Origin of the sequence: Paramagnetospirillum kuznetsovii (assembly GCF_003284725.1) — a bacterium.
Classification (GTDB): domain Bacteria; phylum Pseudomonadota; class Alphaproteobacteria; order Rhodospirillales; family Magnetospirillaceae; genus Phaeospirillum; species Phaeospirillum kuznetsovii.
Genome location: NZ_PGTO01000023.1, coordinates 1 through 25,064 on the forward strand (window position 1 = coordinate 1; position 25,064 = coordinate 25,064).

At 64.4% G+C, this 25,064-nt stretch carries 28 protein-coding genes and 1 tRNA gene; 13 read left to right on the forward strand and 16 right to left on the reverse strand.

Annotated elements, in window-relative coordinates:
• Nucleotides 1–200: 200 nt before the first annotated feature.
• The 6 genes from CU669_RS18325 to CU669_RS18350 all read right to left on the reverse strand — a co-directional run bounded on the left by CU669_RS18325 (nt 201) and on the right by CU669_RS18350 (nt 6,314).
• The gene (locus tag CU669_RS18325; protein ID WP_112147047.1) at nt 201–1,244 is read right to left on the reverse strand and encodes a peptidoglycan -binding protein; all 1,044 of its coding nucleotides are present in this window, start codon (nt 1,242–1,244) and stop codon (nt 201–203) included.
• A 2-nt stretch (nt 1,245–1,246) separates the two neighbouring features.
• Entirely contained in the window at nt 1,247–2,392 is a 1,146-nt protein-coding gene (locus tag CU669_RS18330; RefSeq protein ID WP_112147048.1) for a flagellar motor protein MotA, read from the reverse strand.
• A gap of 129 nt (nt 2,393–2,521) precedes the next feature.
• A complete protein-coding gene (locus CU669_RS22080) occupies nt 2,522–3,634 on the reverse strand; it encodes an OmpA family protein (protein ID WP_275667824.1) in 1,113 nt (370 codons plus the stop codon).
• 113 nt (nt 3,635–3,747) lie between these two features.
• Nucleotides 3,748–4,545, reverse strand: a complete 798-nt coding sequence (locus CU669_RS18340) for an inositol monophosphatase family protein (RefSeq protein ID WP_112147050.1) — start codon at nt 4,543–4,545, stop codon at nt 3,748–3,750.
• A gap of 30 nt (nt 4,546–4,575) precedes the next feature.
• On the reverse strand, nt 4,576–5,142 hold the full coding sequence (efp, locus tag CU669_RS18345; RefSeq protein ID WP_112147051.1) for an elongation factor P: 567 nt from the start codon (nt 5,140–5,142) through the stop codon (nt 4,576–4,578).
• Between the two features lie 89 nt (nt 5,143–5,231).
• The gene (locus CU669_RS18350; RefSeq protein ID WP_112147052.1) at nt 5,232–6,314 is read right to left on the reverse strand and encodes a lysine-2,3-aminomutase-like protein; all 1,083 of its coding nucleotides are present in this window, start codon (nt 6,312–6,314) and stop codon (nt 5,232–5,234) included.
• 110 nt (nt 6,315–6,424) lie between these two features.
• Here CU669_RS18350 and CU669_RS18355 point away from each other — a divergent pair, with 110 nt between their 5' ends.
• From CU669_RS18355 to CU669_RS18400, 10 genes are all read left to right on the forward strand, one after another.
• Complete coding sequence (locus CU669_RS18355; protein WP_146747784.1) at nt 6,425–6,646, forward strand: hypothetical protein; 222 nt, start codon at nt 6,425–6,427, stop codon at nt 6,644–6,646.
• A 41-nt stretch (nt 6,647–6,687) separates the two neighbouring features.
• Complete coding sequence (locus tag CU669_RS18360; protein ID WP_112147054.1) at nt 6,688–7,917, forward strand: anion transporter; 1,230 nt, start codon at nt 6,688–6,690, stop codon at nt 7,915–7,917.
• Nucleotides 7,918–7,921: 4 nt separating this feature from the next.
• Nucleotides 7,922–8,344 (forward strand): DUF420 domain-containing protein, encoded by a 423-nt coding sequence (locus tag CU669_RS18365; RefSeq protein ID WP_112147055.1) that lies wholly within the window; start codon nt 7,922–7,924, stop codon nt 8,342–8,344.
• Between the two features lie 37 nt (nt 8,345–8,381).
• Nucleotides 8,382–9,233, forward strand: a complete 852-nt coding sequence (cyoE, locus tag CU669_RS18370; protein ID WP_112147056.1) for a heme o synthase — start codon at nt 8,382–8,384, stop codon at nt 9,231–9,233.
• Nucleotides 9,234–9,308: 75 nt separating this feature from the next.
• The gene (locus CU669_RS18375; RefSeq protein WP_112147057.1) at nt 9,309–10,997 is read left to right on the forward strand and encodes a sensor domain-containing phosphodiesterase; all 1,689 of its coding nucleotides are present in this window, start codon (nt 9,309–9,311) and stop codon (nt 10,995–10,997) included.
• Nucleotides 10,998–11,045: 48 nt separating this feature from the next.
• Nucleotides 11,046–12,674: a phospholipase D-like domain-containing protein gene (locus CU669_RS18380; RefSeq protein WP_146747785.1), complete on the forward strand. Its 1,629-nt coding sequence runs from the start codon at nt 11,046–11,048 to the stop codon at nt 12,672–12,674.
• 161 nt (nt 12,675–12,835) lie between these two features.
• Entirely contained in the window at nt 12,836–13,753 is a 918-nt protein-coding gene (ubiA, locus tag CU669_RS18385; RefSeq protein ID WP_112147059.1) for a 4-hydroxybenzoate octaprenyltransferase, read from the forward strand.
• 64 nt (nt 13,754–13,817) lie between these two features.
• Nucleotides 13,818–14,030 carry a hypothetical protein gene (locus CU669_RS18390; RefSeq protein ID WP_112147060.1) on the forward strand — a complete coding sequence of 71 codons (213 nt, stop codon included), beginning with the start codon at nt 13,818–13,820 and terminating at the stop codon, nt 14,028–14,030.
• Complete coding sequence (locus tag CU669_RS18395; RefSeq protein WP_112147061.1) at nt 14,027–14,515, forward strand: hypothetical protein; 489 nt, start codon at nt 14,027–14,029, stop codon at nt 14,513–14,515. Before CU669_RS18390 ends, CU669_RS18395 begins: the two co-directional genes overlap by 4 nt.
• Complete coding sequence (locus CU669_RS18400) at nt 14,512–15,177, forward strand: class I SAM-dependent methyltransferase (RefSeq protein WP_112147062.1); 666 nt, start codon at nt 14,512–14,514, stop codon at nt 15,175–15,177. Before CU669_RS18395 ends, CU669_RS18400 begins: the two co-directional genes overlap by 4 nt.
• 79 nt (nt 15,178–15,256) lie before the next feature.
• Here CU669_RS18400 and CU669_RS18405 read toward each other — a convergent pair whose 3' ends face one another.
• Genes CU669_RS18405 through nadA form a run of 5 tightly spaced genes read right to left on the reverse strand, consistent with a single transcriptional unit; the run spans nt 15,257 to nt 19,583 of the window.
• Nucleotides 15,257–15,697: a hypothetical protein gene (locus CU669_RS18405; RefSeq protein WP_112147063.1), complete on the reverse strand. Its 441-nt coding sequence runs from the start codon at nt 15,695–15,697 to the stop codon at nt 15,257–15,259.
• Between the two features lie 3 nt (nt 15,698–15,700).
• Nucleotides 15,701–16,087 (reverse strand): cyclic nucleotide-binding domain-containing protein, encoded by a 387-nt coding sequence (locus CU669_RS18410; protein ID WP_112147064.1) that lies wholly within the window; start codon nt 16,085–16,087, stop codon nt 15,701–15,703.
• Nucleotides 16,088–16,095: 8 nt separating this feature from the next.
• Nucleotides 16,096–17,715 (reverse strand): L-aspartate oxidase, encoded by a 1,620-nt coding sequence (nadB, locus tag CU669_RS18415; RefSeq protein WP_112147065.1) that lies wholly within the window; start codon nt 17,713–17,715, stop codon nt 16,096–16,098.
• Between the two features lies 1 nt (nt 17,716).
• Nucleotides 17,717–18,571 (reverse strand): carboxylating nicotinate-nucleotide diphosphorylase, encoded by an 855-nt coding sequence (nadC, locus tag CU669_RS18420; protein ID WP_112147066.1) that lies wholly within the window; start codon nt 18,569–18,571, stop codon nt 17,717–17,719.
• Entirely contained in the window at nt 18,561–19,583 is a 1,023-nt protein-coding gene (gene nadA, locus CU669_RS18425) for a quinolinate synthase NadA (RefSeq protein ID WP_205119505.1), read from the reverse strand. Before nadA ends, nadC begins: the two co-directional genes overlap by 11 nt.
• Nucleotides 19,584–19,785: 202 nt before the next feature.
• On the opposite strand from nadA, the gene CU669_RS18430 reads away from it, so the two are divergent.
• Nucleotides 19,786–20,193 (forward strand): response regulator, encoded by a 408-nt coding sequence (locus CU669_RS18430; RefSeq protein ID WP_239988783.1) that lies wholly within the window; start codon nt 19,786–19,788, stop codon nt 20,191–20,193.
• On the opposite strand, the gene CU669_RS18435 is transcribed toward CU669_RS18430, so the two are convergent.
• Complete coding sequence (locus CU669_RS18435; RefSeq protein ID WP_161539717.1) at nt 20,179–20,559, reverse strand: hemerythrin domain-containing protein; 381 nt, start codon at nt 20,557–20,559, stop codon at nt 20,179–20,181. The genes CU669_RS18430 and CU669_RS18435 overlap by 15 nt on opposite strands.
• Before the next feature lie 151 nt (nt 20,560–20,710).
• Here CU669_RS18435 and CU669_RS18440 point away from each other — a divergent pair, with 151 nt between their 5' ends.
• Nucleotides 20,711–22,144: a cryptochrome/photolyase family protein gene (locus tag CU669_RS18440; RefSeq protein WP_112147068.1), complete on the forward strand. Its 1,434-nt coding sequence runs from the start codon at nt 20,711–20,713 to the stop codon at nt 22,142–22,144.
• A gap of 37 nt (nt 22,145–22,181) precedes the next feature.
• Nucleotides 22,182–22,445, forward strand: coding sequence for a hypothetical protein (locus tag CU669_RS18445; protein ID WP_112147069.1), 264 nt, complete (start codon nt 22,182–22,184; stop codon nt 22,443–22,445).
• Here the strand turns inward: CU669_RS18445 and arfB are convergent.
• The 4 genes from arfB to CU669_RS18465 all read right to left on the reverse strand — a co-directional run bounded on the left by arfB (nt 22,442) and on the right by CU669_RS18465 (nt 24,987).
• Nucleotides 22,442–22,867 (reverse strand): alternative ribosome rescue aminoacyl-tRNA hydrolase ArfB, encoded by a 426-nt coding sequence (arfB, locus tag CU669_RS18450; protein ID WP_112147070.1) that lies wholly within the window; start codon nt 22,865–22,867, stop codon nt 22,442–22,444. The two genes, CU669_RS18445 and arfB, sit on opposite strands and share 4 nt — an antisense overlap.
• 21 nt (nt 22,868–22,888) lie before the next feature.
• The gene (locus CU669_RS22085; protein ID WP_275667825.1) at nt 22,889–23,539 is read right to left on the reverse strand and encodes a CatB-related O-acetyltransferase; all 651 of its coding nucleotides are present in this window, start codon (nt 23,537–23,539) and stop codon (nt 22,889–22,891) included.
• A gap of 150 nt (nt 23,540–23,689) precedes the next feature.
• Nucleotides 23,690–24,763, reverse strand: coding sequence for an FKBP-type peptidyl-prolyl cis-trans isomerase (locus tag CU669_RS18460; protein ID WP_146747786.1), 1,074 nt, complete (start codon nt 24,761–24,763; stop codon nt 23,690–23,692).
• Between the two features lie 147 nt (nt 24,764–24,910).
• Nucleotides 24,911–24,987, reverse strand: a tRNA-Arg gene (locus CU669_RS18465).
• Nucleotides 24,988–25,064 lie beyond the last annotated feature (77 nt).

Below are 25,064 nucleotides of genomic sequence, written 5' to 3' on the forward strand. Positions count from 1 at the left end.
GCATTATGTCTGCCCCTCACCGGGCGCGGCCCTCCGGCCGCTTGGCCGCGGCCTCAATGGCCGCTGATCGCGACGCGCGTCTAATTTGACGCACGCCGCTCTAAATGAGAATGCGGCCGGGACGGCCGCGCTCCCAGAATAGCGTACCGGTCGGAGCGCGGGCGTCTCGCCCGCCCATGGCGGTGTAAATCATAAAATAGCTAGCGCTGGTCGAACCTGATTTCGATCCGGCGGTTCCTGGCGAAGGCGGCATCGGTATCGGCCGTGTCCAAGGGTTGGAACTCGCCGAAACCGGCCGCCGCCAGCCTGTCCTTGGGCACGCCGCTGGCGGCCAGGGTCCGCAGCACGGTTGTCGCGCGCGCCGTGGACAATTCCCAATTGGACGGAAATTTGGCCGAGGTGATGGGCCGCTTGTCGGTGTGGCCGTCGACGCGCAGCACCCAATTGACCCCCTTGGGCATGGTCTTGGCGATATCCTTGAGGGTGGCGGCGATGTTGCGCACCTGCTCGATGCCGTCGAGGCCCAGTTCGGCCGAACCGCTATCGAACAGCAGTTCCGACTGGAACACGAAGCGGTCGCCCTCGATGCGGATGCCGGGCCTCTCGCCCAACACCTTGCGCAGGCGTCCGAAGAACTCGGAGCGGTACTTCTGCAACTCCTCCACCTTGCCGGCCAGGGCGACGTTGAGGCGCTTGCCGAGATCGGCGATCTGCGCCTTCTGCTCCTTGTCGCGGGTCTCGGAGGCGTCCAGGGCGGCGGAGATGCGGGCCAGTTCCTGCTTCATGGCCTCCATCTGACGGCTCAGCAGCGCGGCCTGGGCACGGGCTTCCTCGGACAGCTTGCGCTCGGAGACCAGTTCGCCGTCCTTGGCGCCCACCGTCTTGTCCAGTTCCTTGATCCGGGCTTCCAGTTCGTCCTTCAAGGCCATCAGGGCGGTGACGTCCTGACCGAGCCCGGCGGCCCAGGCCTCGACACGCTCCTTGTCCGCCTTGCTCGAGACAAGCTCGGCCTGCAAGGCGGCATTGGCCGCCTTTTGCATGTTGAGGGATTCGGACAGGGCCGCCATTTCCTGGGACAGACGGTCCAGCGCCTTTTGACGACCGGACAGGGCTTGGCCGAGGAAATACTGGGCCAGAACGAAGATCATCAGCACGAAAACGATGACCATCACCAGCGTCGCCAGGGCGTCGACGAAACCGGGCCAGATGTCGATGGTGCGGCGAGCGCGGCGCGCCAGGGGCATGGTTAGCGCTCCAACGGCTCTTCGGCGATGGCGGCGATGGTGCGGGCCAGCAGGCGGATTTCGGCGCGGAACTGGGCGACCAGTTCCTCTCGGCTGGCGACGGTTTCATCCACCAGCCGCTTCAGCGAGCCATCCATGGCACGGATATGCCCGCGCGTGGTCTCGTCGGCCCCGCCCGCCCCCGCCGTTTCCAGCAGTTTGGCCATCAGGGCGCGGTTTTCCATCTGCCCCTCGCCCAGCTTCAGCAGCAAAGCCTGTTCGGCCCGCATATGGTCGGTCAGGGTGGAAAGCTTTTCGGTCAACTGGGTCAGCGAGGTAGTGACGCCGCCGCGATTCTCCTCGCCACGGCTGATGACCCGTTGCAGGTTGTCCAGGCTGTCGGCGGTCTGTTCCAGCAAGGCCTGAATATAGGCGGGCACCGATTGCTGCTGATCGTCGCCGATGGCCACCGGACCACCGCTGCCGCCGATGCGGGTCTGACCGGCCAGCCACTCTTCCAGTTCATTGTAGAAGGCGTTCTGCGCCTGCCCCGACTGAAGATCGAGAAACCCCAGCGCCAGTGACCCCGCCAGACCGAACAGCGAGGTGGAAAAGGCGGTGCCCATGCCGTTGAGCGGCTTGGCCAGACCGGCCTTCAATCCCTCGAAGGCAGCCGACGGATCGCTGCTGCTGACCGCCAGCGAGGCGATCACCTCGCCCACCGAGCCCACCGTCTCGGACAGGCCCCAGAAGGTGCCCAGCAGGCCGAGGAAGATCATCAGCCCGACCACGTAGCGGGACAGATCGCGCTGTTCCTCCAGCCGCGCCGCGATGGAATCCAGCACCGAGCGCAGCGCCATGGCCGACAGATTCATGCGGTCGCGCCGCTCGCCCAGCATGCTGGCCATGGGGGCCAGCAGCCGCAACTGGCCCGACAGCGCGGGTTGGCCGCGCCGCCAGCTTTCCAGCCAATCCACCTCGGGGCGCAGCAGCAGCACCTGGCGGAAATTGAGGATGATGCCCGACAGGAACACGCCCAGCAGCAAGCCGTTCAGCGCCGGATTATGGGAGAAGGCCGCCTGCAGCCCTTCGTGCAACAGCCCCGCCACCGCCGCCACGGCCATGAGGAAGACGATCATGCGGAACAGGAAACGATTGGGACGGGTCATAGGGACTTGGCTCCGGCAACCGTTGACTCGTCACCCCCGGGCAAGCGGGCGGTTGATTCTTTCCATGGAACGCCGTGCGGACTGACGCATGGATTCCCGCTTTCGCGGGCATGACGACTGAAAAAGACCTTAGCGAACCGCCATCACCACATCCACCCGGTCGGCGGGTGAGCCCTCGATCTTGTTGCCCAAGGCGCGAACCTCGATACGAGTGGAGCGCACGCCCATCTCCATCAGGTATTTGCGCACTTCCAGCGCGCGAGACAGCGACAGACGCCGGGCCTTGCTGGCATTGGCCTCGTCGCCTGCGGCATAGGCCAGCAGTTGCAGGGTGATGGCCTCGTCACGTTCCATCTTCTGGGCGATGCGGTCCAGATCCCCCCGCGATCCGTCGGGGAGATGCGAGCTTTCGAGCGCGAATATCACCGAAGCGTTGTCGCCCTTGCGAATGGAGGCGGGCGCGGGCGGGGGCATGGCCGCCAATTGCTGCGGCGGAACCGACGGAGGCTGGACCACCGGAACGGGCGGCGCCGCCACGACCGGCGGAGCGGGAGCGACCACCGGAGCCGGAACCGGCGGGGGCGGGGGTGGCGGAGGAGCGGCAACGACGACCGGAGCCGGAGGCGGCGCGGGCGGCGGTTCCGGGGCCTTGACGAACTGGACGGCGCTGGGAGCCGGTGCGGGCTTTTCCGGCGCGACGGCGGGGGCCGTCGGCGGCACCACTGCCGCCTTCACCTTAGGTTCGGCGGCGGCTTTGGCTGGCGGCGCGACCTCGTTGGCGACCTCGACCTTGGGCGGTTTGGGCGGCTGCGCCGATACCGTTACCTTTTCGGCCGGGGGGACGCCGGGAATGGCGTCGGCCTTATAGGCCTCCACCGGAGCCTTCGGCATGACGGGGGCCTTGGCGACGACGGGAGCGGGTTGGGGCGCGGCCACGGGCTCGGGCGCCGAAATCTTTTCAACCGCGATCTTGGCGGGTTTGGGCGGCTTGGCGACGGTGGCCATGGCCGGTCCCTCGGCCTTGCCGTAGGGCTTGAAGGCCACGCCCTGCTTGGTGATGGGCTTCGGCTTGGCGGGTGGGGCCACCTTGCGGGTCAGCAGGCCCGGCAGGGTCGGTTCCGGCCCCAGCTTGTCGAGGACCGACCAGTTGATCTCCACATTGGACTGAGACTCGCCGATGACCATCTGGGCGGAAGCGGAAGACGCGCCAAGGCAGGCAGCCGCCCCCAGCGCCAACACCATGAGCCTGCTCCCCCTCGTCATCACGCGCTTCTCCCAAATATGCACGCGCGAGAGTCTAGCCGAAGCGGACTCCCACGACAACAGGCGCTTTGGTGGTCGGAGAAACAGAAGGATCAGCCGCGCGCTGATTTCAGCATCTTGAGCAGCGGCTGATGCATCTGGTCGTTGGCAGCCACCAGTTCCCCGGTCTCCAACATGCGGCTGCCGCCGTCGAAATCGGTGACATAGCCGCCGGCCTCGCGGACCAGCACGACGCCCGCCGCGATGTCCCACGGCTTGATGCCCGCTTCCCAATAGCCTTCGCAACGTCCGGCGGCCACATAGGCCAGATCCAGCGCGGCGGAACCGAACCGGCGAACACCGGCCACATGCCCCATGACGGCGGCCAATTCCTTAAGGAAGACCTCGTGACCGGGGCGACCGTGGAACGGAATGCCGGTGGTGAAGACCGATTCTTCCATCTTGCGCCGCGCCGAGACCCGCAGGCGGCGTTCGTTGAGAAAAGAGCCCATGCCCTTCTCGGCATGGAACATCTCGTCGCCCAGCGGCTGATAGACGACACCGGCATAAAGCTCGCCGTCGCGCTCCAACCCGATGGAAATACAGAAATTGGGAATGCCGTGCAGGAAGTTGGTGGTACCGTCGATGGGATCGACGATCCAGCGGTGGCTCTTGTCGTCGCCAGCGATCTCGCCGCCTTCTTCCAGCAGGAAACCATAGCCGGGCCGCGCCTTCTTCAACTCGGCCCGCAGGGTCTTTTCCGCCCGGATGTCGGCCGAGGACACGAAGTCCGCCGGACCTTTCATGGATACCTGAAGATGTTCCAGCTCGCCGTAATCGCGCACCAGCGAACGCGCCGCCTTGCGGGCGGCCCCCATCATCACATTGAGCAAGGCGGAACGGACAAGCACGAAACGGAAATCCTTAAAGCGAGGGGCGCGTCAGCCCTTGAAACGTTCCACATAGGAGCAGTCGGTGGTGGACACCCAGATGACCTCGCCCTCTTCCAGGAAGGGGGGAACCAGGATCTTCATGCCGTTTTCCAGCTTGGCCGGCTTATAGGACGAGGACGCGGTCTGGCCCTTCACCACCGGATCGGCCTCGACCACCTTCATCACCACCTTTTCCGGCAGGGCGATGGAGACCGGCGAGCCTTCCACGAAGTCGACCTCGACCACCATGCCGTCCTGAAGAAAGCCGATGGTATCGCCCAGCGTGTCGTTGGGCATGGTGAACTGCTCGAAGCTTTCCGAATCCATGAAGGTCATGTGATCGTCGTCGCGGAACAAGAAGGTGCATTCCTTGGCTTCGACGTTGCACTTCTCGATGGTGTCGGCGGTGCGCCAGCGTTCGTTGGTCTTGTTGCCGGTGCGGATGTCGCGCATTTCGACGGTAATGAAGGCGCCGCCCTTGCCGGGCTGCACGATCTGGGTCTTGAGCACGGCGTATTGGCGGCCGTTATGCTCGAGAATGTTACCGGGACGAATCAAATTGGCATTGATCTTCATGGGGAGCGATCCGGGGGCTGTCGGAAAATCAGGCGCGGAACCTAACAGGTCGCTTTCAGGAAGGCAAGCCGAGCGGGACTCTCCCACCCTCACTGATCTGGAACCGGCCGCGAGGCCGCGCCACGGTAGTCGTGCGACCGGCCGACGGGATCGCTCACCGATCCGGCCTCTTCATTCCAATAGCCGGGTCCGATGGGAACCTTGCCCGCCCCGCCGGGGATGTCGAGCACATAGGTCGGCTGGGCGATGCCCGACAGCCGACCGCGCAGCGCCCGCATCAAGGCTTGTCCCTCGGCGATGGAGGGGCGGAAATGGCTGGTTCCCGGCGCAAGGTCGGGATGATGCAGGTAATAGGGCCGCACCCGGTTGCGCACCAGCGCCCGCATCAGATCCTCCAGGATCTCCGGGCTGTCGTTGACCCCTTTCAGCAACACCGTCTGCGACAGCAGCGGCAGCCCGGCATCGGCCAGCCGAGCCAGCGCGGCACGGGTGGCGGCGGACAATTCACGGGGGTGATTGACATGGACGGCCAACCATAGCGCCAGATCGGAGCCCGCTTCCCGACGCAGGGCCTTCGCCAGCTCATCGGTCACCCGTTCGGGATCGGCCACCGGCACCCGGCTGTGAAAGCGCAACACCTCCACATGGGGAATCGCCCCGACGCGATCCACCAAAGCCTTGATCCGCCCCGGCGGCAGCATCAGCGGATCGCCGCCGGTCACGATGACCTCGCGCAGGTCCGGTCGCGCCGCCACATAGGCCAGGGCGGCGTCCAACTCCGCTTCGCTCAACGTGCCATCGGCATCGCCCACCCGGGCGCGACGGAAGCAAAAGCGGCAATAGACCGGGCAGACCAACAGCGGCGTCAGCAGCACCCGGTCGGGATAGCGGTGGACGATGCCGCGCACCGGGCTGTGGGTCTCGTCGCCGATGGGATCGCGTCGTTCCTCGGGCGCCGTCATCAACTCGGCGGCGGACGGCACGAACTGACGGGCGATGGGATCGTTTGGATCGGCCCGATTCATCAGGGCGACCAGCGACGGCGTGACCGCCACCGAATATAGCGCCGCCACCCGCTCCACGGCCTCGACGTGACCGGGCGCGATCAGTCCGGCGGCGGCAAGATCGGCCGCCCGGCGCAGGGTTTGAGTAGGGACGACTGGCTTAGACATTTGCGCCAGCCCATAGCATCGCCGGGCCAAAGTTACAAACCTTACCACGATGTCACTTGCCCAGTGGGCGATCCGGGTCTATCTCCGCCGCACGTTTAGGGAGAGCTTAATTGACCTGGGAAACAGGCACCGTGACTCGCATGGAAATCAATCGGCTGGCGGCCCAACTGGCCGCCAATATCGCCCCGTCGGCATCGGACGATGACGTCTTGCGGCTTTGCATCGGCATGGCGTTGTCGCAAGACATGACCGACGAGGAATTGGCCCTGCTGGTGAGCGCGGTCGATCAATACGATGGCCGCCGCGAAAAATCGCACCCCACCGCCGCTTAGAGCCTCTTGCCCCGGAAAGCGCCAAGGGCCATAACGGGTCCATGGACACTTTCGTCATCGTCGTCTTCCTGTTGACCTATCTCGGCATGGCCTTCGGCAGCGTGCGAGGGCTGAAGCTCGACCGTACCGGCATCGCCGTGCTGGCGGTGGTGGCCTTGCTGGTGTCGGGCAAGGTCAGCGTCAAGGCCATGGGCAGTTCGGTGGACATTCCCACCCTATTGTTGCTCTTCGCCCTGATGATCATTTCGGCCCAGTTTCAGTTGGCCGGCGCCTATGCGCGGCTGGCGGCCCGCGTCGCCACCGCCAGCGGCAGTCCAAAGCGCCTTCTCGCCTTGGTCATCGTCGCGGCAGGCGGCCTGTCGGCGGTGCTGGCCAACGACGTGGTCTGCTTCGCCATGACCCCCATCATCGCCGAGGGAATTCGTCGCCGCGGGCTCGACCCTCGCCCCTTCCTGCTGGGACTGGTGGGCGCCGCCAACGCGGGCAGCGCCGCCACCCTGATCGGCAATCCGCAAAACATCCTGATCGGCCAGGTGGGCGGCCTCGACTTCTGGAACTTCCTGGCCGCCTGCGCCGTTCCGGCGGCGGCTTCGCTGGTCATCGTCTATGCCACCCTCTGCCTGATCTGGCGCGAACAACTGGACGCGGTTCCCGCCCCGGCGGCAGCCCAGGACTTGCCGGACCTGAACCAGTGGCAGGCCTTGAAAGGAATTGGCGCGCTGGCGGTGCTGGCCCTGGTCTTCACGGCGCCGTTGCCGCGCGAAGTGGGCGCCATGGCCATCGCCGGTCTGCTGCTGACCAGCCGCAGCATGTCATCGCGCGAGATGATCGGTTTGGTGGACTGGCACCTGTTGATGCTGTTCGCCTGCCTGTTCGTGGTCACCGGCGCCTTCGCCGATACCGATCTCGCCCGTCATTGGATGGAGGCCCTGGCCGAGCGCGGCCTGTTCCCCGAAACCCTGGGGGTCATGGTGCCCTTGGCCCTGGCCGCCTCCAACTCCATCGGCAACGTGCCCGCCGTGATGCTCATCCTGGCGGTGTGGCACACCCCCGATCCGGGGGCGCTGACCGGCCTTGCCCTGCTGTCCACCCTGGCGGGGAATTTCCTGCTGGTGGGCAGCATGGCCAACATCATCGTCGCCGAACGGGCCGCCGCCGCCGGTGCAAGGCTGTCCTTCGCGGATTTCGCCCGCTCGGGCATCCCGATGACCCTGGCGACTATGACCGTGGCGGTGCTATGGCTGAGAATCGGCGGATGGATGGGATGGTAAGACAATGACGCTCGCGACGACCCTGCCCCACGTCACCGCCAGCCTGAACGCGCTGGCGTTGTGCTTCCTGGCGGCGGCCTATGCCTTCATCCGCCAAGGGCGCCGCGACCTGCACATGCGGGCCATGCTGGCCGCCGTGGCGACCTCGGCCCTGTTTCTCGCCTTCTACCTGCTTTACCACTTCACCGCGCCGATCTTCGTGTTCCGGGGCGAGGGAGTGGTGCGGCCCATCTACTACGCCCTGCTGATCAGCCATGTTATCCTCGCCGTCGTCGTCACCCCCATGATCGGAATGACCATCATCAAGGCCGCCAGGGGAAATTTCGACGAACATCGCAAGATTGCCCGGTGGACCTACCCGGTGTGGGTTTATGTATCGGTCACCGGCATCGTCGTGTATCTTATGCTGTATTTTATTTACACATAATCTCCCCGGCCATACCGGGGATGGCGGGGAGGCCCAGGTGACGTTCAAGCAATTCATCGAGCTGTTGAAGCCGCGTATTGCCTTGATGATCGCGCTGACGGCCGTGACAGGCTATGGCGCGGTTGCCGACAAGGTCGATATCCGTGCCCTTTTATTGCTGACTTTGGCCATGGTTTTGGGATCGGCCGCCTCGGCGGTGTTCAACCATGTCTGGGACCGCGACATCGACCGCCTGATGCGCCGCACCTCCAAGCGGCCCATGGCCACGGGAGCGGGAACCCCGGCGGTGGGCTTCGCCCTGGCCGCCGTGCTGATGGTCGCAGGCATGACGGTGGCGCATTTCGTCTTCAACTGGGTGGTGGCGCTGCACCTGTTCCTGGGCGGCTTCGTCTATGTGGCCATCTACACCGTCTGGCTCAAGCGCCGCCATTGGACCAACATCATCATCGGCGGCGCGGCGGGCAGCTTCGCCATCCTGGCGGGCGCGGCGGCGGTCAATCAGACCGAATGGCTGCTGCCCATGGTGCTGGCCCTGGTTCTGTTCCTGTGGACGCCCAGCCATTTCTGGGCGCTGGCCATCCTGCTGACCGAGGATTACCGCCAAGCAGGCGTTCCCATGTTGCCGGTGGTGGTGGGCGAACAACGCACCGCCTATTGGATCCTGGCCAACAGCCTCGCGCTGGTCGGCTCCTCGCTGCTGCCGTGGTCCATGGGATTGCTGGGCCCCGTCTACGGCATAACCGCCGCCGTCATGGGCGTCGCCCTGCTGGCCTTCAACGTCCGACTGGTGATGACACCGACCCGCTTTTGGGCGGGATGGAACTTCGCCGCTTCCATGCCCTATCTTCTCGTCCTCTTCATCGGCGTCTTCCTCGACAAACACTGGTAATTTACCCTTTGGCGCCCTTGCGGCTCCGCCCTCCATGACTTAGGCTGGGGGGCAAGTTGGGATGCGGGAGCGCACATGGCCGGTGAAAAGGACGATCTGGGTCGATCCAGCGATGTCTATGTGTCGTTCGCCTTCGCGGCGGCCGACGTGCTGCTGGAAACCGATCCCGACGGCAACGCCGCTTTCGCGGTCGGCGCCGCCATGGCCCTGGTGGGACGCGGCGCCCGCGCCCTGACCGGCCAGCCATTGCGCAAGATCATCCATCCCTCCGATCAGGACATGGTGGCCCAGGCCCTGGCCCAGATGGTCAAGGGCGAGCGGGTCCGCAATATTCTAACCCGCGTGCTGCTGCCCGATGGCAAGGCGGTCACCGTGGCTCTGTCCGGCTACCGCCATCCCGGCAATCCCGAGCGGCTGCTGGTGGCGCTGAGCCATCCCGGCGGATTGCCGCCGTTGGCGACCAAGCGCGCCGAGGGTGCGGCCGGCGTGCTGGACAAGGATAGCTTCCAGGCCATGGCCGCCCAGTTGCTGGACGCGGCGCCGCCGGATGAACCCTATCAGTTGACCTTGGTCGAGCTGCCCGACGTTGCGGCCTTCCACGCCGAGGGCGGCGAGGCGACCCAGGCCGCCCTGGCCAGCGAGTTGGGCAATCGCTTGAAGTCGCTGTCGGTGGGCGGCGACGCGGTCGGACAATTGGACGACGGCAAGTTCGGCGTCTTGCATTCCGCCTCGGTCTCGCCGGACAAGATCAGCGAATCGGTGACCAAGGCCGCCCAGGTGGTGATGCCCGACGCGCCGCCCCTGGAAGCCAAACTGGCGACCTTGGTGCTGGACGTGGCCGATATTCCGCCGGAAGAGGCCGCCCGGGCGCTGACCTATACCCTGAACGCCTTCGCCAAGGACTCCGCCAATGGCGGCGACCTTGCCACCCTGATGAAGGATCTGCAGCCCCGGCTGTCGGCCACCGTCAAGCAGATGAACGACGTGCGCCAGACCGTGGCCTCGGGCGACTTCAACCTGATGTATCAGCCCATCGTCGATCTTTGGACCAATGTGGTGCACCACTTCGAATGCCTGGTCCGCTTCAAGGGCAACGACAATAAATCGCCCTACGAGACGGTAGCCTTCGCCGAGGATGTGGGCATGGCCGGCATGCTGGACCTCGCCCTGCTGGAACGCGCCATCGGCACCATGCGCTCCAATGTCGCCAATACGGAATCCCTGAAATTCGCCGTCAATCTGTCGGGTCGCACCTTGTCCGACCCGGCGGTGGTCAAGAAGCTGCGCGCCATCCTGGCCACCACGGGCGATCTGCGGAAGCGACTTGTCTTCGAGATGACGGAATCCGCCGATGTGGGCGATCTGGTCGCCGTCAACGACGTCATCCAAAGCATCCGCAAGCAGGGCCACGAGGTCTGTCTCGACGATTTCGGCGCCGGTCACGCCGCCTTCCACTATCTGCGGGCGCTGAAGGTGGACAACGTCAAGATCGACGGCAGCTATATCAAGGACGCCATGAAGAACAACGAGAACGTCTCGTTCATCAAGGCCATCGTCCAGCTATGCACCGAACTGGGCGTCAGCACCACGGCGGAATACGTGGAAGACGCCGAGACCGCCAATCTGCTGAAGCTTCTGAAGGTCCGCTACGGCCAGGGCTGGTATTTCGGCAAGCCCGCCCATCCGGCCTCGGACGATATCCGCACCGCCTGGAAGACCCAGACCTTGGAATGGCGCAAGGGATTGCTCTACTTCAAGGGGTAGAGGGATGAAATTATTTGTCATCCCGAGCGAAGGCGAGGGATCTCCGCCTTGAACACTGATTCCCAATCTGAACGGTCATGGCTGGATGAGATCCCTTCTCCCGATGGTCGTCGGGATGACAGTTACATCCATCGCCTGCTCTGCCTGCTGATGTTGCTTGGGCTGGTCGCCTGCGCCCCCATGCGCGACGACATCGTCGCCCTTGCCTCCTCCGCCTTCGACCGCCCCAGCGAAACCACGCTTGGCCGCGCATATGCGCCAGCCCAAAACCGCCACCGGGGCGAGTCCGGATTTCGCCTGCTGAACAACGGCGTTTCCGCGCTGATGACCAGGGCCGCCCTGGCCGATCAGGCCGAACGCAGCATCGACCTGCAGACCTTCATCTTCGATGCCGACGAGGTGGGCGCTTTCGTCCTCGACCACCTGATCGCGGCGGCGCGGCGCGGCGTCCGGGTCCGTCTGCTGCTCGACGATTATCAGCTAGAGCTTGACGACCCGATTCTCGCCCGGCTGGACGCCGAACCCAATATGGAAGTCCGCCTGTTCAACCCCTTCCCCGACCGGGCGCGCTGGAGCCGATCCATGCAGGTCTCCCTGAACATGGAGACGCTGGGCAAGCGCATGCACAACAAGGTGCTGGTGGTGGACGGTGAACTGGCCCTGCTGGGCGGGCGCAATATCTCCAATCACTATTTCGAGGGGCCTTCCGATTCCAATTTCCGTGACATCGAGGTCATGGCGGCCGGGCCGGTCGCCACCCAGGCGGCGGAAAGTTTCGACCGCTTCTGGAACAGCGCCATGGTCAAGCCGGTCAAGGCCTTGGACGTGGACGGCCATACCCCCGAAGCCGCCGAGGCCTTGGCCGATCTCATGGCCCAGCAGGTGGACGACCATGGCCCGGCGGTGGAGTACCGGCTGCGCCGCGACGAGATCATGCAGCGGGTATCAAGTCCATTCGGACTCATTTGGGCGCCTGCCGTGGTGGTCGCCGAACCTCCCATCCGCCAGCCCAACGGCGCCGCCAAGCCATCCTCGGAGATCGCCCGCGCCCACGCCCTGGCCCGCAAGTCCACCAAGCGCGAAGTGGTCTATGAAAGCGCCTATTTCATACCCGGCGATCGCGGCGTCGAGGTTCTGGGCGACATGGTCCGCCGGGGTGTCGCGGTCAAGGTTCTGACCAATTCCCTGGCGTCAACGGACGTGGTGGCGGTTCATGCCGTCTATTCCCTCTATCGCCCCGCCCTGCTGGAAAGCGGAATCCAGCTTTACGAATACCGGGCCGACGCCAAACGGCCCGAACCAGCCGGTCACCGGGTTCATTTGGGGCGCTCCGATTCGGCGCTGCACGCCAAGATCGTCATCTATGACCGCAACCGTCTGTGGATCGGCAGCGCCAATTTCGATCCGCGGTCCAACCGCATCAACACCGAGATCGGGGTGATGATCGACAGCCCCATCCTGGCGGAGGTGGTGCTGAACGGCATCGCGCTGGACTTCGAGCCCAATCACAGTTGGCAACTGGAGCTCAACCCCGGCGCCGCCACCGGCCCCGTGGCCTGGATCGGCGAGGTCGAGGGCGAAATGACGCGATTGGACACCGAACCCGAAGCGGACCTGTGGCGCGGCCTCAAGACGCTGTTCTACGGCGCCTTGCCGGGCATCGAGGAATTGTTGTGATCACGCCCTCAATCGCCGGGTGGGGCCATCCGGCCCCTTGGCTTTCGCCGCACGAGCGGCGCCGGGCTTTGCCCGCAACTCAGAACCATTGAATGAATTCAATGGTTCGTCTGCGTCAAAACTCCCTTCTGATACTCAACGTTTTCCGCTATCCATAGCCCATGAACGCCCCCCAAACCCTTCAAGGCGACATTCCGGTCGGCAATTGGATCGACCGCCTTATGCCCGCCGCCACGCGGCCCTATTTGCGCCTGATGCGGCTGGACCGGCCCATCGGCACTTGGCTGCTGCTGTTCCCCTGCTGGTGGAGCGCCGCCATGGCCGCCGACGGGTTGCCCAGCCTGTGGCTGTTCGTCCTGTTCGGCACGGGCGCGGTGGTCATGCGCGGTGCAGGCTGCACCTTCAATGACTGGGCCGACCGCGACTTCGACGGCCGCGTCGCCCGCACCGCGTCGCGCCCCATCCCATCGGGCGAGGTCAGCCCGACCCAGGCATTGGCCTTCCTGGGGCTGCTGCTGCTGGTGGGGCTTGTGGTCTTGCTGCAGTTGAACGATTTCGCCGTCAAGGTGGGGGTCGCCTCGCTGCTGCTGGTGTTCCCCTATCCCTTCATGAAGCGCATCACCTATTGGCCGCAGGCCTGGCTGGGACTGACCTTCAATTGGGGGGCGCTGCTGGGCTGGGCCGCCGTCCGGGGCGAGTTGGACCTGCCCGCCTTGCTGCTTTACGCCGCCGGGCCATTCTGGACGCTGGGCTACGACACCATCTATGCCCATCAGGACAAGGAGGACGATGCGTTGATCGGCGTCAGATCCACCGCCCTGGCCCTGGGCGACGCCACCCCCAAATGGCTGTGGCTGTTCTATGGCGCGACCCTGGCCCTGGTGGCGGCTTCGGGGTGGAGCGCCGGTTTGGGCTGGGCCTTCTGGCCGCTGCTGGCGGTCGCGGGCTGCCATCTGGTCTGGCAGATCGTCAAGGTGGACATCCACGATTCCGCCGACTGCCTCGCCAAATTCAAGTCCAACCGCCATTTCGGCTGGCTGCTGCTGGCGGCCATCGTCGCCGGGCGGCTGGCGTCGTGACGGTGGGCTTGCTTGCTAACGCAAGCATAGGCACAATCACGATATTCCACTTTGGCAGGTCAATATGAGCACGGGATCCGGAGCCGGTTTAGGAGACAAGTTCGGCGTATTCCTGTTGGGCATGCTCGATGGAATGGCGGCTATGTCGCTCATATACGAAGATCCGAAGCGCAGCCGCCGCTACGAGGATTATCGGCGGGATAAAAATAAGCCGACCTTTCCCCCAAGCACGACTATTCCGCTCACGACGTCGAAAGTGGGCGTCGCGAAACGATGAGTGATGAGTCGAAGAAGGTCTTGACCCCGCTCACCATTCAGGGGGACAGCGAGCTTGAGTCGGAACTGCGGAAGCTTGGGATTCCCGAGGCAGAGTTACCCAAGGTCTTTGCCGTCATTCAGACCCGTATTTCCCAGCATAATTACCATTTGCCCGACGGGTCTTGGATACATCCCGATGCGGTACAAGGGATCGACGCACTGTGTCCGGGATTTGCAAAACGCTATTCCGATCTGCTGTTGGAAAGAGGCCGCGTCGCCTTAGCCCATGCGGAGCATGAAATCGCTTGGGAAAAGAACGAGCAGGCCTCTCAAAGCGCACTGCTGAAAAAGGGCATGCAATTCGGCTTTGTCGTTTCCCTGGTGCTGATCATGGGAGCGATCTATTGCGCAACCATCGGCGCCACCCTGATCGGAAGCATCCTGGTCGGCGCCGCCGCCCTCGGCATGGTCGGTAAGTTCATTGACGGCGCTCACCGAAAGTGACACCCGTCTCCGACTCATTCGAGGACGCCCGCGCCTTCATCCAGGCCAATACCGAGATCGACAGCCCGCCCGCCTGCCCGGAAATCAAGTTGTGGACCGCCACCGAGGCCACCGCCTTGTGGGAAGCCACCGAGGCGGCGCTGATGCGGGTCAACCTGCCACCGCCCTATTGGGCGTTCTGCTGGGCGGGCGGCCAGGCGCTGACCCGGTGGATGCTGGACAATCCGGACCTGGTGGCGGGAAAGCGGGTGCTGGACTTCGCCGCCGGGTCCGGAGTCACCGCCATCGCCGCCGCCATGCGAGGCGCCGCCAAGGTTGAAGCGGCCGAGATCGATCACATGGCCTGCCACGCCATCCGCCTCAACGCCGAACTCAACGGCGTCCAGGTGGATGTTCTGAGCGAGGATATCGTGGGCGGCCCCTGCCGCTGGGACGTGGTGGCGGCGGGCGACGTCTGCTACGAGGCCCCCATGACCGCCCATATCTGGCCATGGCTGAAGCGGCTGGCCGCCGAGGGCGCCACCGTGATCATGGCCGATCCCGGCCGTGCCTATCTGCCCAAGACCGGCCTTTTGAAGATCGCGGGCTACACGGTGGTCACCAGCCTGGACCTGGAAGACAAGACCCGGCGCGACGTGGCGATCTATCAGATCGTGGGATGATGAGAAGGCGGGCTGGACGCCCGCGCTCCGCGCAAGGCGCCTCTCCACGGGGCGCGGGCGTCCCGCCCGCAAGAAAGACCTACCGGAACAGCATCTTGTTGATCAGCAGGTCCAAGATCATGTCGCCGCCCGGCTCCTTGCGGGCCAGATCAAGCATGGACGCCTTGATCATGGGGGCGGGATTGGACGCCATGTATTCCTCGTAGGGAATGGAATTGAGCTGGCGCTTCATCTTTTCAGCCAAGTTCTTTTCCTGCAATTTGGCCTCTTCGCGGACCAGCAGCAGCAAGTCCACCGAGGACATGCGGAAATTGCCGTCCTTGTCCCACAGTTCCAGCACGATGGTGGGCAAGCGGACATAGCGCTGGCCCTTGCCGGGAATGGGAAGCTGACCCGGCTTCTTGTCATCCTTCTTCTTCTCGTCCTTCTTTTCACCTCCGCCGCTATTGGCCAGGGCGGAGCCCAGCGGCAGAACGGCCAGCAAGGCGGCGAGAGACGAGACGACGTGACGGCGGCGCATGGGCTATTCCTTGTCGCGGGCAAGAATGACGGAGGCTTCGGCCAGTTCGGCGCCCATGGCCCGGATATTGCCGAGCAGGGCGTTGACGATCACCCTAACACCCTTGGGGGCCTTTTCCATCTGCTCGAACAGGCGGTCCTTTCCGATGATGACGCAGGCGGTCTCTTCCCTAGCCTTGGCCGACGCCATGCGGGGATGATCGTCGATCAGCGCCATCTCGCCGAAAATGCCGCCCTGGCCCACTTCGCCGATCTCGATGGTCTTGCCGTCGACGCTCTTGTAGACGACCACCGTGCCGGATTCGACCACATAGGCGGTGGTGCCGGGCTCGCCCTCGGTGAAGATCACGGCTTCGGCGGGAAAGACGACTCGGCGGGCGGTATTGTCCATGGCCTGCCTCAGCCCGCGCGACGGATGGAAAAGTTTTTCGGAACCAGGATGGTGTTTTGCGGCGGCGCCACCGTGTCGAGAGTCGGAAAGTCGATGGTGTAGTGCAGACCCCGGCTTTCACGCCGGGCCAGGGCGGAACGGATGATCAGATCGGCCACCAGCGACAGATTGCGCAATTCCAGCAGATCGTTGGTGACGCGGAAGCTGCCGTAATACTCGTCGATTTCCTCGCGCAGCAGGCGCACCCGGTGCTTGGCCCGCTCCAAGCGCTTGTTGGAGCGCACGATGCCCACATAGTCCCACATGAAGCGCCGCAGCTCGTCCCAGTTATGGGCCACCACCACTTCCTCGTCGGAATCGGTGACCCAGGTTTCGTCCCACGGCGCCAGGGTGGGAAGCTCGGCGACGGCGTCCATCTTGCCGATGATGTCGCGGGCGGCCGCCGCGCCGATGACGAGGCATTCCAGCAGCGAGTTGGACGCCATGCGGTTGGCCCCATGCAGGCCGGTGAACGAAACCTCGCCCACCGCGTAGAGATTCTCAACATCGGTGCGCCCGGCCAGATCGGTCAGCACGCCGCCGCAGGTGTAGTGCGCCGCCGGAACCACCGGCAGCGGCTCCTTGGTCATGTCGATGCCGAATTTCAGCGCCTCGGCATGAACCGTCGGGAAATGAGAGGTGATGAAGTCCGCAGGCTTGTGGCTGATGTCCAGATAGATGCATTCACAGCCCAGCCGCTTCATCACGTCGTCAATGGCGCGCGCCACGATGTCGCGGGGCGCCAGTTCGCCACGCGGATCGTATTCGTCCATGAAGCGGGTTCCGTCGGGGCGCAGCAGCAGCCCGCCCTCGCCCCGCACCGCCTCGGTCACCAGGAAGGACTTGGCCTTGGGGTGATAGAGACAGGTGGGATGAAACTGGCTGAACTCCATGTTGGCCACCCGGCAACCGGCGCGCCAGGCCATGGCGATGCCGTCGCCGGTGGAACCGTCGGGATTGGAGGAATAGAGATAGACCCTGGACGCGCCGCCGGTGGCCAGCACCACGGTGCGGGCGGGAAACAGCTTCACCCGTCCGTCGCGGCGATCCAGGCCATAGGCGCCGACGCAGCGCCCCTGGCGCCCGCTGGGCCGCTTCTCGCGGATCAGGTCGATGGCATTGTGGAATTCGAACAACTCGGCCCGGCTTTCCCGAATGCGGGCCTCCAGGGTGGTCTGCACCGCCTTGCCGGTGGCGTCGGCGGAATGGACGATGCGCCGGTGGGAATGGCCACCCTCGCGGGTCAGATGCAGCGCCCCGTCCTCGCGATCGAAGATCACGCCATTGGCGACCAGCCAGGAGATGGCGTCCTTGGCGCCCTCCACCACGGCGCGCACGGCGGATTCGACGCAGATGCCCGCCCCGGCGTCCAGGGTGTCGGCGATGTGGGATTCAGTGGAATCGGCGGCGTCCAGCACGGCGGCGATGCCACCTTGGGCGTATTTGGTGCTGCCTTCGTCGAGATTGTTCTTGGCCAGGACCGCGACCCGCGCATTGGGCTTGGCCGCCAGCACGCCCAGCGCCACCGACAGACCGGCCGCCCCCGAGCCGATCACCAACAGGTCATAGGGAGGCTTTACCTTGGGCATGTCAGCTCCAGTCCAGTCCGATATCGACCGCCGGAGCCGATTGGGTGATGCGCCCGACCGAGACGAAGTCGACACCGGTCTCGGCGATGGCGCGAATGGTCTCCAGATTCACACCGCCGGAGGCCTCGGTCTTGCAGCGCCCGGCGACGATGGCCACCGCCTTGACCAGGACATCGGGCGCCATGTTGTCCAGCAGCACGATGTCGGCACCGGCCTCCACCGCTTCGGCCACCTGCTCCAGGGTGTCGCACTCGGCCTCGATATTGGGCCGCCCGGCCTCCTTGGCCCGGCGCACCGCCGCGCCGACACCGCCGCAGACCGCGATATGGTTGTCCTTGATCAATACGCCGTCATACAGGCCCATACGGTGGTTCTTCGCCCCGCCGCAGCGGGTGGCGTATTTGGACAGCCTGCGCAATCCGGGAATGGTCTTGCGGGTATCGAGCAAGGTGCAGCCGGTGCCCTCGATCCGCTCCACATAGCTTTGCGTCAAGGTGGCGATGCCCGACAGCAGTTGCAGCAGGTTCAGCGCGGTGCGCTCGGCGGTCAGCAAGCCTCGGGCGGGGCCTTCCATTTCAGCAAGCACGGTGCCCGCCTCCACCCGCTGGCCGTCATGAGTCATGGCGGTGAAGCGGGCCTCGGGCACCACCAGACGAAAGACTTCCTCGGCGACAGGCATTCCCGCCACCACCATGGCGTGGCGGGCCTGCATGACGCCCTTGAAGCGCAGATCGGCGGGAATGACGCTGGCGGAGGTGATGTCTTCCCCCTCGCCGCCCTTGTCGGAACCGGTGTCCTCGGCCAGCGCGGCCAGAATCACCCGCCTTGCGTCGTCCAGATCGAGTTCAGGCCGCATTCACGGCGGCTCCCGACATGGGGACCGACCTGCTCATTTCGAGCATGCGTTCCAAGGGCTTCAAGGCGGCGAGGCGCAAATCCTCGGGCACCGTGATGGCGGGGGCGTCGTTCTTCAGGCAGAGATAAATCTTCTCCAGGGTGTTCAACGCCATGAACGGGCAGTTGGAGCACGAACAGCCGCCATCGGCGCCGGGCGCCGGGATGAAGGTCTTGTCCGGCGCCGCCTTGCTCATCTGGTGGATGATGTGCTGCTCGGTGGCGATGATGAATTCCTTGGCCTCGGAGGCCAGGACGAAATCCAGGATGTTGCGGGTGGAGCCCACATGGTCGGCATGGCCCAGGATGGTGTCGGGGCATTCGGGATGGGCGGCCACCAGGGCCTGGGGGTGGCGCACCTTCAACTTGACCAACTCCTTCTCGGAGAACTGCTCGTGGATGATGCAGCTGCCCGGCCACAGGGTCATCTCGCGCCCGGTCTTCTTTTGCATATAGGCCCCCAGATGACGGTCGGGGGCGAACAGGATCGGCCGGTCGGCGGGCAGTTGGCGAATGATGGTCTCGGCATTGGACGAGGTGACGATGACATCGGACAGCGCCTTCACCTCGGCCGAGCAGTTGATATAGGTGACGGCGATATGATCGGGATGCTTCTCGCGGAAGGCGCGGAAGGCCTCGGGGCGGCAGCCCTCTTCCAGCGAGCACCCGGCATCGGCGTCGGGGATCACCACCAGCTTGGACGGCGACAGGATCTTGGCGACCTCGCCCATGAAGCGCACGCCACAGAACACGATGACATCGGCATCGGTGGCGGCAGCCTTGCGCGACAGATCCAGCGAGTCGCCGACGAAATCGGCCAGATCCTGAATCTCTCCCTCCTGATAATAATGAGCCAGGATCACCGCATTGCGCTCCTTGCGCAGGCGATTGATTTCGGCATGCAGGTCCAGGGTGGGATCGATATCCGCCTCGGTCATGGCGTTGGCGGCGGGCAGGATAATGGTTTCGGTCATCGAATCGGCTTTCGCTGTGGCCTGAATTTTCACGAGGATGAAGTAAAGGACAATTCGGCGGGCCAAAGCAACCCCGCGCTCCACCACCCTTATGCATATCACGCTATGACCAGGGACCGCTTTCATCCCGAAAGCACTTGAAGCATAATCTACGCGTGTGGAAACGGTGACTTTTAGGATAATGCCCTTGGCCGGTCATGAGATGTCTGCGCACCCTGCGGAAGGCGCCACGCGGCGGGTGGTGGTCGTTATCGAGGATGAGGCAGTGGTGCTGGCTGGCTATCAGATGCTTTTCGAAAGCTGGAACTACGAGGTTATCGCCGCCCAGTCGGTCGAAGAAGCGCTTGAATCCTTAGAGGCCGACGCCATGTCTCCGGGTTTTATCGTCGCCGACTTCCGACTGGGCAACGGCAAGACCGGCGTCGAGGCCATCGAGCGGATTCGCCAGACCTTTGGCACCAAGATCCCCGGCGTCGTGGTGACCGGCGACGCCACCGCCACCGTCGCCGGATTGCGCGATGCCGTGGAATCCGGCATGCCGGTCCTGCACAAGCCGGTTCACTTGCCGCAGCTTCAGGATCTCTTGTCCAAGTCCCTAAGTCGGACTTAGGTCGCGGACCTTTGCCGCCAAGTCAGCGTCCTCGTGAAACAGGCGCCGAATCCACTGATTGACCAATTCCGCCGCCAAAGCCTCCGCCTTGGCGAGGCTTTGATCGATCGTGATCGCGTCGCGCAGGCGATCGACCAGGTCGGCTGTCCCGCGATGAACGCTGATGTGATGGTCGCTGTCGCCGCCGCCCATATCGGCCAGCAGCTTTTCCTCGGCTGAAAAGTGTTCAACCATGGTGACCGCGAAATCGTCCAATGCGCGACCGGCGGCGGGTAGATTGCGTCCGTGCAGAGCGAGACAGACACAGTCAAGCTTGGCCACCAACCGATGATGGTCCTCATCGATTCCCGGAAGGCCAAGTATCATGGAACTTTGCCAAAATATACGCATGGTGACGGGACCGAAGCCCCCTCCTGCCGTCACCCATCCCACATCGTCAGCATGCGCCCATGCGAGACCGCTAATACAGGCGCGAACTGTCGCCAACGTTTACCATTTGTGACATTGTGCCAAAGCAATGATCAGTGCCCGCCCGCCCGTCCTGCTCTGGTTCCGCCGCGACCTCCGCCTTGGCGACAATGCCGCCTTGTCGGCTGCCGCGGCGTCGGGACGGCCGATCATCGCCGTCCATGTTCTCGATCCCGAAGCCCAAGCTCCATGGCGTGACGGCGCCGCCTCGCGGTGGTGGCTGCATCACTCCCTGAGTCGCCTTGATCAATCCCTGGACAGGCTCGGCCTGTCCCTGCTGCTGCGGCGCGGCCCCACCGTGGAGGTGCTGACCCAGGTGATCAAGGAGAGCGGGGCCGACCAAGTGGCGTGGACGCGCGGCATCGATCCCGCCGCCCAGCGCCAAGACGACGCGGTTGCCGCCGCCTTGGCCAAGCGGGGCGTCACGGCGCTCAGCCGCCCCGGCGACCTGTTGTTCGAGCCGGACGCCGTACTCAGCAAGGCCGGAACACCGTTTCGGGTCTTCACGCCATTCTGGAAGGCCTGCCTGAAGGCGCCAGCCCCCACCCTGCCCTTGCCGCCCCCGGCCAAGCCGCTGCCCGCCGGGCCGCGTCTGACGGGCGACACCCTCGCCGACTGGCGCCTGCAACCCAGCCGACCCGACTGGGCGGCCGCATGGCCGGAACACTGGCAGCCGGGAGAAGCGGGCGCCGCCCGGCGGCTGACGGATTTTCTGAACGGAGCCCTGCCGCGTTATGCCGCCGGGCGCGATCATCCCGCCCAGGAGCTGACGTCGCGGCTGTCTCCCCACCTCCATTTTGGCGAGATCAGCCCGCGTCAGGTCTTCCACGCCGCCATGACCGCAGCCCCCTCGGCCGGGCGGGACCGTTTCCTGGCCGAATTGGGTTGGCGCGCGTTCTCCGCCCATCTGCTGCATCAATTCCCCGACCTGCCCCGGCGCCCGTTGCGCCCGGAATTCGAACGCATGGCTTGGCGATGCGATCCCGCCGGGCTGCGGGCCTGGCAGCGTGGCCAGACCGGCTATCCCTTGGTGGATGCAGGCATGCGCCAACTCTGGGCCACCGGTTGGATGCACAACCGCGTCCGCATGGTGGCGGCCTCGTTCCTGGTGAAGGATCTGCTGATTTCATGGCGCGAGGGTCAGGATTGGTTCTGGGACACCCTGGTCGATGCCGATCTGGCCAGCAATGCCGCCAGCTGGCAATGGGTGGCGGGCTGCGGCGCCGACGCCGCGCCGTTCTTCCGCATCTTCAATCCGGTGCTGCAAGGCGAGAAATTCGACCCCGACGGAGCCTATGTGCGGCGCTGGTGTCCCGAACTGGCCGCCTTGCCGGATCGCTGGCTTCACCGGCCTTGGCAGGCACCTTCCGATATCTTGCGCCGATGCGGCATCGACCTGGGCAAGTCCTACCCCTTGCCGGTGGTGGATCACGATCTCGCCCGCCATCGAGCGTTGGCGGCCTTTACGCAGCTGCGAGATTAGGACAAACTCCGGCAACCTCAGTCTTGAAAGGTCGTTCATGAAGACGCTGTCCGCGGCGTGGAAGTGGTTCGGATCCGCCAGCTTGCTCGGCGTGATCGTCTCGGCCGTCCTCAGCTATCATCTTGTTTCGGGGCGACTGGCCCAGATCGGCGGCGACCCCGACCTCGCCCCGCCGACGATCATGGTGGCGGCAACCTCACTCATGACCTTCTTCGGAATCCTGATTCCCATCATGGCGCTGGTGGGCGTGGTCATCGTCATCCTGGACGGCTACAGCCGGGGCAGGACCAAGCAGGATTAGTCGCCGTTCGGGCGCATGGTCCTGCCGCTCTTGATCTCCGAGCGACGGGTCTTGGACTCCAGCCGCCGTTCCTTGGAGCCCTTGGTGGGCTTGGTCGGCTTGCGCTTGGGCGGCGGGGGCTTGGCGGCTTCGCGGATCATCTCCACCAGCCGATTCAGCGCATCGGCGCGATTGCGCTCCTGGCTGCGGTGGGTCTGGGCGATGATGACGATGACGCCTTCGGAGGTCAGACGGCTTCCGGCCAGCGTCTGAAGCCGCACGCTGACATCATCGGGCAGCGACGGTGAGCGCCTTGCGTCAAAGCGTAGCTGAACCGCCGTCTCGACTTTATTGACGTTCTGCCCACCCGGCCCCGACGAGCGGACGAAGCTCTCCTCGATTTCCTTCTCGTCGAGACTGATGCGGTGCGTGATCTGGATCATGGAAGGGCGGCTTTCACGGGATCAATCTTCCAAATTGTCCAAGAATTCGATGCAGGCTTCGACATTGTTGTAGGGCAGCAATTTGATGATGGATTCCGGCCGCGCCCACCATTTGGTCCGCAGCAATCCTGCGATCACGTCTTCGGGAAATCGATAGCGGATCACCCGGGCGGGAGAGCCGCCGACGACGGCATAGGGGGGAACGTCCTTGGTCACCACGGAGCCGGCGCCAATACAGGCGCCATGGCCGACCCGCACGCCGCCGATCACGGTGGCGCCGACACCGATCCACACATCATGGCCGATCACGGTGAATGGCGGCGAGGGATAGGACATGTCGACGGACATGGGCTCGGGCAGCATTCCCGTGCTCAGCCACTCCATGCGGTGCCGACCGACACCGACACTGGCATTATAAGCGATGGAGCAATAGCGCCCGATGATGGTATTGGGCGACAGCATGCCGCCGCCGAGCATATAGGACCGGCGTCCCATGAAGGCGTTGGTTATGGCCAATTCCTTGTTGGAGCAACTGGCGGAGGCGGTGTCTTCGAAGAAGATGCTTTTGGCCTCGTCGTGATAGGCGATGTCCAATTCCATCCCGTCGTTTTCCCAACCGGCGATGGCCATGAGCTGGTGGATGGTCTGGGGCACATACACGGTAGCAAGCATCGGCTTCATCCTTCTCACCACCGGGTACCGTCATCACATGGACGCGGATCGATCATCGCCGAAAATATCATACCGCCAGGGATGCCGCTTGCGGTCAATTCCCCACACCAAAGCCGACGGATCGACAACCGGCCGCAAGCCGCCGACGCCCTATCCTTTCTGGACCGCCGGAACCTTGTCGATGATGGGGCGGATACGAAACACCGACAGGATCGTCACCAGGAAGGGCAGCAGAATGGTCAGCATCAGGACCAGAAGGAAGAGGACCGCGATGGTGGCGCCAAGGACGCCCCACAGATCCGAGGCATGCTCCATGTGGAAGAGGGCCACCGCCAGATAGATCAGCGCCCCCAGGAACGAACCGATCTGTCCGCCCACGACAATGGCATTCTCCACCCGACTGGGGCTGGGGTTTGGCGAGAAGTCGAAAAACAGGAAGCGAAATCCCCAGCGGTCGATGGCCATGCGGATAAGGGCGGGAGCGAAAAAGGTCCACGCCAGCCACAGCCCACCGAAGACACCACCGGCCACCTCATGGCCCACCACCCCCAGCCAGATGCCCAAGGCCGGAAGCAGAAACAGGGGCGCCAGCCAGCACAGCTTGTGGGTCTGAGACCGGAAGATGAGGCGAATGCGGATTCCCGACACCTTCACATAGATGGTTTCGACCAGATCCGCCGCCTCGGCCTTGGCAAGTTCGGCCGCCTCGGCATCGGCCTGGGTCTCGGCCACCAGGCGGGCCGCGGCACCGGCCTTCGCCTTGGCCCGTTTCATGGTCGCGACTACTGCGGCAATTTCCTCGGCGGTTGCCGGGCGAATCTCCATCACCGTCGCCGCGAAGACCAGACTCATGCCGACCTGGGGATGATTGGCGTCCAGCAAAACCGACGACCCGTCGATGTCGGTCACCCGATACAGCAGAGTCTCGCCATGCGATGTCTGCTCGATTTGATCCCCAATGGCCGGAAGCCGCGAGAAGCTCTCGCGGGGAATCCTGGCAACCCGGCCACGATCGTGCAAGCCATAGGCATCCTCGGGCGCCAAGGTCACTTGGACGGCATCGCCCACCGCCTTGCCGTCCAGTGCCGCCTCCAACTTGGTGAAGATGCTGTAATAGCCGCCGTGCAGATAGCGCAGCGGCTCGCTTCCATCGTCGATGACGGTTCCCGCAGGATCAGTCACCCTCTGGCTGAGTGTGACGACGGTGTCCCTGGTGATATGCATTTACTTCCCCCGGCCGGGCGTTACGGAACAGGCCACCGCCTCGCCCATACGATACGCATGCCACCCTCCAACCGATGGCTCGACGCCACGGAACAGCCACCGCCAATGAGCACGGTCGTTCCGTCACCTTGTGGGGCTATTGGAAAATGGCGCAACCGTTGAGATTCGAACTCAAGACCTCTGCCTTCGGAGGGCAGCGCTCTATCCAGCTGAGCTACGGCTGCGCGGGTCTCGGTGAACGAGAGGCGAGGGTTATAGCGCAAGGCTGCTGATGTGGGAAGGGGGAAGGTGTTGATCGGGG

What these genes read in the sequence shown, in the direction of transcription:
- CU669_RS18325 (WP_112147047.1), bottom strand. Translation starts at nt 1,244, where the DNA reads ATGCCCCTGGCGCGCCGCGCTCGCCGCACCATCGACATCTGGCCCGGT.
- CU669_RS18330 (WP_112147048.1), bottom strand. Translation starts at nt 2,392, where the DNA reads ATGACCCGTCCCAATCGTTTCCTGTTCCGCATGATCGTCTTCCTCATG.
- CU669_RS22080 (WP_275667824.1), bottom strand. Translation starts at nt 3,634, where the DNA reads ATGGTGTTGGCGCTGGGGGCGGCTGCCTGCCTTGGCGCGTCTTCCGCT.
- efp (WP_112147051.1), bottom strand. Translation starts at nt 5,142, where the DNA reads ATGAAGATCAATGCCAATTTGATTCGTCCCGGTAACATTCTCGAGCAT.
- CU669_RS18350 (WP_112147052.1), bottom strand. Translation starts at nt 6,314, where the DNA reads ATGTCTAAGCCAGTCGTCCCTACTCAAACCCTGCGCCGGGCGGCCGAT.
- CU669_RS18360 (WP_112147054.1), top strand. Translation starts at nt 6,688, where the DNA reads ATGGACACTTTCGTCATCGTCGTCTTCCTGTTGACCTATCTCGGCATG.
- CU669_RS18365 (WP_112147055.1), top strand. Translation starts at nt 7,922, where the DNA reads ATGACGCTCGCGACGACCCTGCCCCACGTCACCGCCAGCCTGAACGCG.
- CU669_RS18375 (WP_112147057.1), top strand. Translation starts at nt 9,309, where the DNA reads ATGGCCGGTGAAAAGGACGATCTGGGTCGATCCAGCGATGTCTATGTG.
- ubiA (WP_112147059.1), top strand. Translation starts at nt 12,836, where the DNA reads ATGAACGCCCCCCAAACCCTTCAAGGCGACATTCCGGTCGGCAATTGG.
- CU669_RS18390 (WP_112147060.1), top strand. Translation starts at nt 13,818, where the DNA reads ATGAGCACGGGATCCGGAGCCGGTTTAGGAGACAAGTTCGGCGTATTC.
- CU669_RS18395 (WP_112147061.1), top strand. Translation starts at nt 14,027, where the DNA reads ATGAGTGATGAGTCGAAGAAGGTCTTGACCCCGCTCACCATTCAGGGG.
- CU669_RS18405 (WP_112147063.1), bottom strand. Translation starts at nt 15,697, where the DNA reads ATGCGCCGCCGTCACGTCGTCTCGTCTCTCGCCGCCTTGCTGGCCGTT.
- CU669_RS18410 (WP_112147064.1), bottom strand. Translation starts at nt 16,087, where the DNA reads ATGGACAATACCGCCCGCCGAGTCGTCTTTCCCGCCGAAGCCGTGATC.
- nadB (WP_112147065.1), bottom strand. Translation starts at nt 17,715, where the DNA reads ATGCCCAAGGTAAAGCCTCCCTATGACCTGTTGGTGATCGGCTCGGGG.
- nadC (WP_112147066.1), bottom strand. Translation starts at nt 18,571, where the DNA reads ATGCGGCCTGAACTCGATCTGGACGACGCAAGGCGGGTGATTCTGGCC.
- nadA (WP_205119505.1), bottom strand. Translation starts at nt 19,583, where the DNA reads ATGACCGAAACCATTATCCTGCCCGCCGCCAACGCCATGACCGAGGCG.
- CU669_RS18430 (WP_239988783.1), top strand. Translation starts at nt 19,786, where the DNA reads ATGTCTGCGCACCCTGCGGAAGGCGCCACGCGGCGGGTGGTGGTCGTT.
- CU669_RS18435 (WP_161539717.1), bottom strand. Translation starts at nt 20,559, where the DNA reads ATGATACTTGGCCTTCCGGGAATCGATGAGGACCATCATCGGTTGGTG.
- CU669_RS18440 (WP_112147068.1), top strand. Translation starts at nt 20,711, where the DNA reads ATGATCAGTGCCCGCCCGCCCGTCCTGCTCTGGTTCCGCCGCGACCTC.
- CU669_RS18445 (WP_112147069.1), top strand. Translation starts at nt 22,182, where the DNA reads ATGAAGACGCTGTCCGCGGCGTGGAAGTGGTTCGGATCCGCCAGCTTG.
- arfB (WP_112147070.1), bottom strand. Translation starts at nt 22,867, where the DNA reads ATGATCCAGATCACGCACCGCATCAGTCTCGACGAGAAGGAAATCGAG.
- CU669_RS22085 (WP_275667825.1), bottom strand. Translation starts at nt 23,539, where the DNA reads ATGCTTGCTACCGTGTATGTGCCCCAGACCATCCACCAGCTCATGGCC.
- CU669_RS18460 (WP_146747786.1), bottom strand. Translation starts at nt 24,763, where the DNA reads ATGCATATCACCAGGGACACCGTCGTCACACTCAGCCAGAGGGTGACT.